Below are 9,365 nucleotides of genomic sequence, written 5' to 3'. Positions count from 1 at the left end.
TCACGGGCTTCCGCCGCGACGCGCACCCGATGGCGGTGATGGTGGCCTCCGTCGGGGCGCTCTCGGCCTTCTACCACGACTCGACCGACATCACGGACGAGGGCCAGCGCATGGTCGCCTCCATGCGCATGATCGCCAAGATGCCGACGCTTGCCGCGATGGCCTACAAATATTCCATCGGTCAGCCGTTCGTGTATCCGAAGAACGACCTCGACTACACCTCGAACTTCCTGCGGATGTGCTACGCGGTGCCATGCGAGGAGTATCAGATCAATCCGGTCTTCGCCAAGGCGCTGGACAAGATCTTCATCCTGCACGCCGACCACGAGCAGAACGCCTCGACTTCGACGGTGCGGCTCGCCGGCTCGTCGGGCGCCAACCCCTTCGCCTGCATCGCGGCCGGCGTCGCCTGCCTGTGGGGTCCGGCGCACGGCGGGGCGAACGAGGCCGCGCTGAGGATGCTGATGGAGATCGGCACCCCTGAGAACGTCGGCAAGTACGTGGCCAAGGCCAAGGACAAGAACGACCCGTTTCGCCTGATGGGCTTCGGGCACCGGGTCTACAAGAACTACGATCCTCGCGCGCGCATCATGCAGAACACCACGCACCAGGTGCTGAGGGAGCTCGGCAAGACCGACGATCCGCTGCTCCAGGTCGCGATGCAGCTCGAACAGATCGCGCTGAAGGACGAGTACTTCGTCGAGAAGAAGCTCTACCCGAACATTGACTTCTACTCGGGCATCACCCTCAAGGCGATGGGCTTCCCGACCGACATGTTCACGGTGCTGTTCGCGGTCGCCCGCACCGTCGGCTGGATCGCGCAGTGGGCCGAGATGATCGAGGACCCGTCGCAGAAGATCGGCCGGCCGCGCCAGCTCTACGTCGGCCCGGCCAAGCGCGACTACGTCGGGATCAACGACCGGGGGTGAGGCGGTCCGCCGGCGTCACGTCCGGCACTGATCCCATCGCCCAGCGCCTGCGGCGGTTCCGCGAATACGGATTCGCCGACGGCGTCCGCATCAGCCGGACGCTCGGCTTCAACAGCCGCCTCGACGCGATCCAGGCGGCGGTCCTCACCGTGCCGCTGCCCCATCTCGACGCGGGCAACCGCGAGCGCCGGGCGATCACCGGCCGCTACCGCGCGGCGCTGAGCGACGCCGACCCGCTGACGATGCAGGCGGACGATCCCGGCAGCGTCCACCATCAGTTCGCGATTGCCCATCCCGCCCGCGGCGATCTCGCCATGGCGCTCGCCGACCGCGGGATCGGCACCGCGATCCACTATGATCCCGGCCTGCACCGGCACCCGGCCTTCGCCGATGCCGCGCCGATGCCGGTGACCGACCGGCTCGCGGCGAGCCTCCTGAGCCTGCCGGTCCAGCCCGAGGTCGCCGGCACCGAAGCCGCGCGCATCGCCGCGGCCGTCCGGGAAGCCATCTCCCGATGAACCGCCTCGTCGTCTACGGCGTCGGCTCGCTCCCTGGCGGGATCACCTCCTCCGCCACGTTCTCGGCTCGCCGGAGATCGTCGCCGCCACCCTCGCGCTCCTGGCCGAGCCCGAGGTCGGGATCGTGTTCCCGGAGCATTTCGAGCCGGTGCGCCCACGCCTCAACTGGGGCGGCAACTACGACATCGCCCGCGACCTGATGCGCCGGGCAGGCTTGTCGCTCTCCAAGGACCTGCTGCTCGAGTTTCCCTCCGGCTCGTTCTACTGGGGCCGCAGCGCGGCGCTCCGCCCGTTGCTCGACCTCAATCTGTCGTTTGCCGATTTCCCCGACGAAGCCGCCCAGGTCGACGGCACCCTGGCGCAGGCGGTCGAGCGCACGATCCTGCTCGCGGCCGAGCGGAGCGGCCATCGCTGGGTCAAGGTGGGGCTTGCCGACGCCCCCGCGCCGGAGACCCGCGTGCCCGTCCTCGGGCCGGATACGCTGGACGCCGACCTGTCGCGGGTCGGGCGCAGCCTGCTGCACAACCGCGTCGAGGCACTCTCCGGGCGCGGCCTGATCCCGGAGGTCGCGCGGATTCCGACCTGTCGCGACCGCAGCCCGCGGCCGCGCCTCAACCTCGTGATCCCGACGCTCGATCTCGAGCAGATCTTCGGCGGGGTTGCGACGGCCCTCAAGATCTTCTCCGCGATCGCCGCCGCCCTCGGGCCGGACCACGACCTCCGAATCCTGTGCCGGAACCACGGGGTCGATCTGCGCGCGATGGCGGCCTTCCCGGACTATCTCCTCGTCCAGGCGGGCGCGACGGATGCCTTCCCGCGCGTCGTCGTCGATCTGACCGATCCGGATAGCGGCGAACTCGGCCTCCGGCGGGACGACATCTTCCTTGCCACCGCCTGGTGGACCGCAGCCGCCGCCTTTTGCTGGCAGGGCGTGCAGGGTGCCTACTTCGACGCCCAGCACCCGGTGGTCTACCTCATCCAGGACCGCGAACCCGACTTCTACGGCTGGTCGGCCCAGCACGCGCTCGCCCGCGAAACCTACGGGCACGGCGCGAGGACGATCGCGCTGATCAACTCGGAGGAACTCGCAGGCTTCATGACCCGCCGCTACGACCTGCCCGGTGCGCAGGTCGTCCGCTTCGTCCTCAACCCGGCGATCGCGAGCGGCCTGACGCGGCAGGTGCGCGAACGGATCATCGTCGTCTACGGTCGGCCCGGCACGCCGCGCAACGCCTTCCCGACCCTGTGCGCCGCGCTTCTGCGGTGGCAGCAGGCCGATCCCATGTCGGCGCGGGCTTGGCGGATCGTGTCGGCCGGCGAAGCCTATCCGGCCCACCGGGCGGGTGGGATCGAGAACCTGGAGGTGGTCGGCAAGCTCTCCTTCGAGGCCTACGCCGACCTCCTGTCCCGTGCCTCGGTCGGGATCTCGCTGATGCTGTCGCCGCATCGGAGCTACTCGCCCCTGGAAATGGCGCAAGCCGGCCTCCTGACGATCACCAACGGTGCCGACGCGAAGGATCTCTCGCGACGCTGTCCCGGAATCGTCTCGCTGGAGCACGCGACGCCGGATGCTCTGGCAACCGCGATCGAGGCCGTTGTCGCCGAGGCCGCAGCCACCCTCATCGGCCGCGTCCGCGATCCGGTTCCGATCGAGGATCTTCCGTGTCCGATCCCTGACTTCGATGCCGGCGCTCTTGCCGCCCGTCTTAACGCATCCCTTGCCCTGCCTACGGGACGATCCCTCGGCGCCACCACGGACTATCACATGGCTGCACAGTGAGCAGGATTGTCGCAGTCCGTGTACCTTGTGTACACAAATCAGAAGCATTCCACGAACCGAATGCAGGCGGAAATCCAGTATCCGCAGGCGACGAACGCAGGCAATGCCTAAGAATGAATTCCGCCTGTAAGACTGGCAGGCTGGTGAAGACGTCTGTGGCGGGTTGGCCGTGGAGCTGGGTGGCTCGGCCGGAATGGTCGGCGAGGTTGAGCGATGGGCAGCCTGGCCGGCTGGATGCCGACTCGGCCGCGATCTGCATCTGCGCCCGGCCGCTGCGTTCCAGCCCCGCCACCGCTCACGCCTCAACGCGGGCGTGGACGCCCGTCGTTGCTGGCAAACACCATCCGCGCCCACGAGTAAGCGTATCAGAGGTGCCCGGGAAACCGCGGGAGGCTCCGTCCCGATTGCCTCGACGGCGGCCGTCCCTTGACCTTGACGTGGGACCGGAGCCTGTTCACCCCGGTCGCTCCGCCGCAGCGGGACGACTTCGGGACCCTAATCTGAAGCGTCGTCTCGTCGGAGCGCCGCGTGGCGACCGCCGTGCCCGAGAGCGTGCCGGACTTGGTCTCGACAGCCGGCGGGATCAATCGCTGGCACCGCCGCTGCCGCCGCGGCCTCCAGTTCCCCCACGCACACCTGCGCCACCAGCACCACCGAGACCGGCGTTTGGGCCCGCTCCTGCCTGACCGCCTTGGCCGCCGACTCCCCCGGCTACGCTGGCCCCGTCACGTCCACCTGCTTCCGTCCCGGCGCAGTCGGAAGCCGGGGGGATGCCAACGTCCGCATCAGGCGTCCCGGTCTTCGACGCATCGCCACAAGCGCCCGCATCAGGGGCAGCACCCTGCTTATCCGTGCTGGCCGCGCGACCTGACTTGCCGCCTGCGCCGCCCGGCAACCCGGGCAGACCAGCGCCATCGCTCGACCCGGCCATAAGGAGCCACACCTCGGCGCCCAGGGCCTGCATCGGCGCCGCGTAGACGCAGACGATCGTCAGTGCGGCAGCCGGGACAAAACCGTGTTTCATCGAAGATCTCCGCGTCGGGGCATGGCCGTGTGATTTACATTTGTCGGGTCACGCACAAAGCACTTGGGGCCGCCCCTCTGCCGGGGCGGCCCTTCGCTATCGCGTGAAATCAGAAGGCGTTCCCGCCCCGGCCGCCGTTGCCGCCCTGGCCGCCGAAGCTCCCGGATCCGCCGCCGCCGCCGGCCCCGCCGCGGGTGTTCGGCCCGGCCGCGGAGCCGCCACCGCCGCCCGATCCCCCGGCCCCCCCGAAGAACCCGTTTCCGCCGAGCCCCCCCGAGCCGCCACGCGCGTTGAAGCCGATCGCCGACCCTCCGCCGCCGCCGCCGCCGCCCGCGCCGTGATTGAAGCCGCCGCCGCCGCCGCCACCGTTGCCACCGCGTCCGCCGAATGCACCCGAGCCGCCGTCGCCGCCGAAGCCCCCGCCGCCGTGGTTGACGCCGACGCCGCCGGACCCGCCGTTTCCGCCGGAGCCCCCGAACGAACCGCTTCCGCCGAAGCCCCCGCCGCCGCCGATGCCGCCAGCGGCGAAGGCACCCTGCGAAGCGGCGATCAGGAAGAGGGCCGAGACGGTGGTGATGACAGACTTTTTCATGATGACCTCCTGTTGCATGGTGTGAGATGTTAAGTTTCAGAAGCCTTCTTCCAAATATCTTCGCTCTCAGAGCGCTTTCAGTCGGAAGTGTTTTTGCTGTTAAGCGTAGCGTGATCTAGCGCCTCATGGCAATTATTCGATTTGTTTTCGAATAAACTCGCCCCGTGAACATGGTTAATGATTGATCCACGACCACTGAATGTAGTCTGAATGCTTTTGTAGGGGAAAATTTATCCTTCGCATCTGAATTGAATGCAGTATTTATTGTCGTCCGATTTCGCGCTTGGCGAGGTCGATGGACTTCGCTGGAGCGGAAGCATCGCCTTCCGCAACCCATTCGTCATAAAGGATTTTCTGCACTTCCCGTCGCTTCGACGCCCCCTCGTGAACGAGCGGCGCCATAGCTGCGCGCCGCCTGGATCGGCGGAAATGGCGCTGCATGGCATGAGGCGTTGCTGCCGGCTGAGATGCTGAAGTGATGATCCCTGTGCGGTTTCGCACAAGCACCACCTCGATCGCCGTCGGCAGATGCGGGCGTCGGGAGAGTCGGTCGAGGGGGCGGCCGTGACGAAGGGTGTTTTGCCGTCAGTCGTGAATGAGGGCTCAAACAATCCGGTCGGCGTGTCAGGAATACCCGATGATAGGCGTTACTGCCCGCGGGCACGCCCGTCTCAACCGAGGCGACGACCGCGGCGCGGCGCTGACATGGCCTCCTCGCCACGGAGATGGAGGCTTCCCTGCGCACGGCGGAGCAGGTTCATCAGCCCGCCCTGGCGACGCGCTGACGACGTTCATCCGCCAAGCGGACGAGAAGCTCGCCGACCACCCGACGCAGCTCAGGGCGTAAAACTCACCGACAGGCGGGTTCGCACCACGAAGGCATCCGATGCGCTTGCTGGAGCAAAGCTGCGACCGGGAGCGGGCAGGAGCGGGACCGCCCTGTCGCCGAAATCATAGTACAAGGCTTCGACGCCGGCACTCACGCGCTCGCTGATCCGCGCTTCGACACCGCCGCCCGCAACGAAGCCGACCCGCGTCTGTGCGGCCCGGATCGCCAGCGCCACGCCGCCGGCCCCGCCCGCGCCTCCAGGAGCCGCGATGATGGCGCCACCGTTGCCGCCTGCCCCGCCGTTTCCGGCGAAAACGCCGCGCACGCCCGCGTCGCGGTCCAGGGCGAGGCCGCCGGTCCCGTAGAAGAGAAAGCCGCCGGTGGCGACGCCGACCCGGCCGCGCACGGTCCCGAGGACGCTGTAGGCGTCTTCGGGACTGAAGCTCGCATCGGCCTCGCCGCCATAGACGAGGCCGGGTGCCTGCCAAGTGTAGCCGAGATGCACGCCGCCGAGCAGGGCGGTGTTTCTCTGAAGCCCCGCGAAGGCAACCGCCCCGCCGCCGCCGCCGCCGCCGTCGATGCCACGCAGGCCAGGTGTTCCCGCCTCGCCGTTGGCGAGGGCGACACGATCGATGCGGGGGCTGAGGTCGTAGAGGCCGCCGAGATGGCCGCCTGCGTAGCCGCCTGCCCAGCGGGCCGCCGGTTCCGGGATCGACCCCGGCCCGGTGGCCGGGTCGAGATGGAAGCTCAGCCGGCCGCGCACCGTCAGGACATCGCGCGACAGGCCGGTTCCGGCGGGTCCGCCGTCGAAGACGTAATACAGCGCCTCGATCCCCGCGCCGACCTGCGGTGACAGGCGAACCTCGATGCCGCCGCCGCCCACGAAGCCGGTCCGGTCCGCCCCGTTGCGCGTGACGAGGAGCGATCCGAAGCCGTTGCCCCCGGCACCCCCGTCACCGGCCGGACCGCCGTTGCCTCCGTTGCCGCCATTGCCCCCGACGAAAGCGCCGACCACGCGCCTTCCCACCGACTGGAACGCTGCGCCGGCGGTGCCGTAGATCAGGAACTGCGGCGTCGCAAAGCCCAGGCGTGCCCGAATGCTGCCGAGCAGGTCGTCGGCCGGGCCGAGCAGGTCGACATCGCCCTCAAGCCCGTAGACGAGGCCTCCACTCTGCACGTTGTAGCCGAGATGACCGCCGGTGAAGAGGTCACGCGCAGCGATGGTGCCGACGGCATTGCCGGTGCGCCCGCCCCGTCCGCCGAAGCCCGGCGGCACCACGAGGCCGCCGTCACCACGCGCGACGGTCCGGCCACGCGCCCCGTCCACGATCGCCCCGACCTGGGCGCCGAAGTAGAAGCCCGACCAGCCCGCCTCGACGAAAACCGGCGTGACCGCCGAACGCACGGGAAGGTCCGCGGCGCGCGAAGGAGACGCGGCGAGGGCTCCGCCGATCGCCAGAATGACGCCGAACAGGCGTAGCCGCATCGCGCCGTTTCCCAAACTGATTCGCTCTCCGGCACGATAGGGTACGACGCCGCCTGCACGACGCCGGAGTTCGGCCGCATCGCAGATTCCAGACGCCTTGCGGCATTTCAGATACTGTTCTCGGCTTCAAGGAACGGGCTTGAACCCTGGAATATCGAACGGAATCGGCTCCATCGCGGAGAGATCAAGGTTCATCATGTCGATCGTGGTTCTCCACGAGACAGCCACCCACGTTCAGATTTGAGCCCACCCTTCGCGATGGCCCCAACACTCGGGACGAACCCCCAGATTTCCGAAAATCATCCGGACGTGTGGAAATGCACATGCAAATTTTGATTTCCGTTTATATTCGTTTAACAGAGCATTCGGACGTTTCCCGGCGAGCGCATTGCAGTACAAATACTGCGCTTGCGAGAAACGAAATTGTGCTCTGCAAAAACATCTCGATGAGCGCTATCGAATACGAATTCGTGGCCGTTCACGGGAGCGAACAAGAGCGAAAAATGTTCAGATCTTGTTCACCGGATTTATACAAATCATCAATGCATCGAGCAGGTTGATTCGCTCTAGATCCGGCAAGAAGACCGATCGAACAGAAAATCAAATCAGCAGAATCAGGATCGAATACGGCATATCGTAGCGTCGCGACGATCGAGCCTGTTGTCCGAGTCAAGCAAAAGACAATCAGTTTCCCCGCAGCAATTGATCAGTATTCAGAGGAGGCTATCATGAAGAAGTCTGTGATCGCGATCGTCTCGACCCTCGCCCTGATGGTAGCGCAGCCGGCCTTCGCGCAGGGCGGAGTCGGCGGTGCGGGCGGGTTCGGCGGAGGCGGGAGCTTCGGCGGCGTCGGTGGCGACGGTGGCGGCGGCGGCGTCGGCAAGAACCACGGCGGCGGCGGTGGGGGCGGCGACGGCGGATCAGGTGCCTTCGGAGGCCGCGGCGGCGGCGGCGGGGCCGGCGGTGGGGGCTTCAACCACGGCGCCGGCGGCGGCGGCGGCGGGGGTGGCTCGGCGATCGGCGTGAACTCCACGGGCGGCGGCGGAGGTCGCGGTGGCGACGGCTTCAACCACGGCGCCGGCGGGTCGGGCGGCGGCGGCGGATCGGCTGCTGGGATCAACAGCCACGGCGGGGCCGGCGGGGGCGGCGGCAACGGAAGCTTCGGCGGCCAAGGCGGCAACGGCGGCCGGGGCGGGAACGGCTTCTGATCCTGACAGGACGGGGATCGCGTCGGATGCGGCGCGATCCCCGATGCCATCCAAGCAAAACAGGATTTCGATCTCCAAACCGAGGTGATCACGATGAAAACCGTACTCGTTCCCCTCGTCGGGCTCGGCTCCGCGGCCGTTGCCGCCTTATCCGCCTTCGCCATGCCGGCCTCACCCTCGGGCGCGCGCCCGATCGTTCAGACCGCGGGGTCGAGCGATGGGGCCGGACTGCCCGGCCTGCCGGGCGGACGTGGCGGCAGGCCCGGCCGTGTTGACGGCCGCGCGAGCCCGAGCGACACGAGCAACGACGGACCCCTGACGGAGTACTGCATCGATCTGCTGCAATCCGGTGGCGGGGCGAGCGGACCCGACGGCCTGCGGCCGTTCGATTGCGCCAATTACTTCATGGCGCTCGACGGCGGATCGCGGGATCGGCGCAGTTCCGACACCAGCGGGAACGGTAACGGCCGGGACGGCGCCAGCATCTCCGGCGGCATCGGCGGCCAAGGTGGACGTGCCGGCGCCGGCGCCGGAGGCGGACGCGGCGGCGGCGGCGGCGCAGGGGTCGCTGGCGGGGCCGGGGGCCGGGGCGGGGCTGGCGGAGCGAGCGACTGAACACGGGTCGGCTGCGCCTTTCAAGATCGCACGGATGTCGCAATTGTAGTCGTCGTCCTGCTCGCCTTCGGTCTGCGCATCGCCAACCGGTGCGAGCGCACCGTCGTGTTCCGGCTCGGACGCTATCACACCCTGCGCAAACCCAGCCTCTACTGGCTCGTTCCGTTCGCTGAGCACCAAATCAAGATCCACCTACGCGTGATTACTGCAAGGATTGAGCAACAGGAGGTAATCACCAAAGACAACGGACTCATCAAGCTCAGTGCCGTGATCTGGCGTCGCGTCGTCGACCCTGTGCGCTCGCGTAAGCGGGTCCGCTTGCCGGGCGGGCCAGCTTTGCAGTTTTGTGCGGGCGTGCTTCCATCCTTGGCTTGGCGCTGCCGG

Annotated in this window: 8 protein-coding genes and 2 pseudogenes; 8 read left to right on the top strand and 2 right to left on the bottom strand. The window is 67.9% G+C overall.

From position 1 onward, the window contains the following. The 5 genes and pseudogenes from ACFE8Y_RS18965 to ACFE8Y_RS18945 all read left to right on the top strand — a co-directional run. Positions 1-929, top strand: a 929-nt coding sequence (locus ACFE8Y_RS18965; RefSeq protein WP_375465931.1) for a citrate synthase, incomplete at its 5' end; no start/stop codon positions are given. After that, the gene (locus ACFE8Y_RS18960) at positions 926-1,447 is read left to right on the top strand and encodes a DegT/DnrJ/EryC1/StrS family aminotransferase (protein ID WP_375465930.1); all 522 of its coding nucleotides are present in this window, start codon (positions 926-928) and stop codon (positions 1,445-1,447) included. The genes ACFE8Y_RS18965 and ACFE8Y_RS18960, both read left to right, overlap by 4 nt. A 46-nt stretch (positions 1,448-1,493) precedes the next feature. After that, positions 1,494-2,516 (top strand): annotated as a pseudogene (locus ACFE8Y_RS18955) (rhamnan synthesis F family protein); the annotation flags it as partial. Between the two features lie 27 nt (positions 2,517-2,543). After that, positions 2,544-3,227, top strand: a complete 684-nt coding sequence (locus tag ACFE8Y_RS18950; RefSeq protein WP_375465933.1) for a hypothetical protein — start codon at positions 2,544-2,546, stop codon at positions 3,225-3,227. Between the two features lie 402 nt (positions 3,228-3,629). Continuing rightward, positions 3,630-3,731: pseudogene (locus tag ACFE8Y_RS18945) on the top strand (tRNA (N6-threonylcarbamoyladenosine(37)-N6)-methyltransferase TrmO); the annotation flags it as partial. Positions 3,732-4,360: 629 nt separating this feature from the next. On the opposite strand, the gene ACFE8Y_RS18940 reads toward ACFE8Y_RS18945, so the two are convergent. Together ACFE8Y_RS18940 and ACFE8Y_RS18935 are read right to left on the bottom strand one after the other, a co-directional pair. After that, entirely contained in the window at positions 4,361-4,843 is a 483-nt protein-coding gene (locus ACFE8Y_RS18940; RefSeq protein WP_375465929.1) for a hypothetical protein, read from the bottom strand. A gap of 836 nt (positions 4,844-5,679) precedes the next feature. Next, entirely contained in the window at positions 5,680-7,158 is a 1,479-nt protein-coding gene (locus ACFE8Y_RS18935) for an outer membrane protein (RefSeq protein ID WP_375465928.1), read from the bottom strand. A 728-nt stretch (positions 7,159-7,886) separates the two neighbouring features. Here ACFE8Y_RS18935 and ACFE8Y_RS18930 point away from each other — a divergent pair. From ACFE8Y_RS18930 to ACFE8Y_RS18920, 3 genes are all read left to right on the top strand, one after another. After that, on the top strand, positions 7,887-8,366 hold the full coding sequence (locus ACFE8Y_RS18930) for a hypothetical protein (RefSeq protein WP_375465927.1): 480 nt from the start codon (positions 7,887-7,889) through the stop codon (positions 8,364-8,366). Positions 8,367-8,459: 93 nt separating this feature from the next. Beyond that, the gene (locus ACFE8Y_RS18925) at positions 8,460-8,981 is read left to right on the top strand and encodes a hypothetical protein (RefSeq protein ID WP_375465926.1); all 522 of its coding nucleotides are present in this window, start codon (positions 8,460-8,462) and stop codon (positions 8,979-8,981) included. A gap of 42 nt (positions 8,982-9,023) precedes the next feature. Beyond that, positions 9,024-9,365 (top strand): SPFH domain-containing protein (locus ACFE8Y_RS18920; RefSeq protein ID WP_375465932.1); only part of this gene is annotated, 342 nt, incomplete at its 3' end.

Origin of the sequence: uncultured Methylobacterium sp. (assembly GCF_964242245.1) — a bacterium.
Classification (GTDB): domain Bacteria; phylum Pseudomonadota; class Alphaproteobacteria; order Rhizobiales; family Beijerinckiaceae; genus Methylobacterium.
Note: the sequence above shows the minus strand (reverse complement) of the source record. Positions and strands in the feature narration are given on the sequence as shown.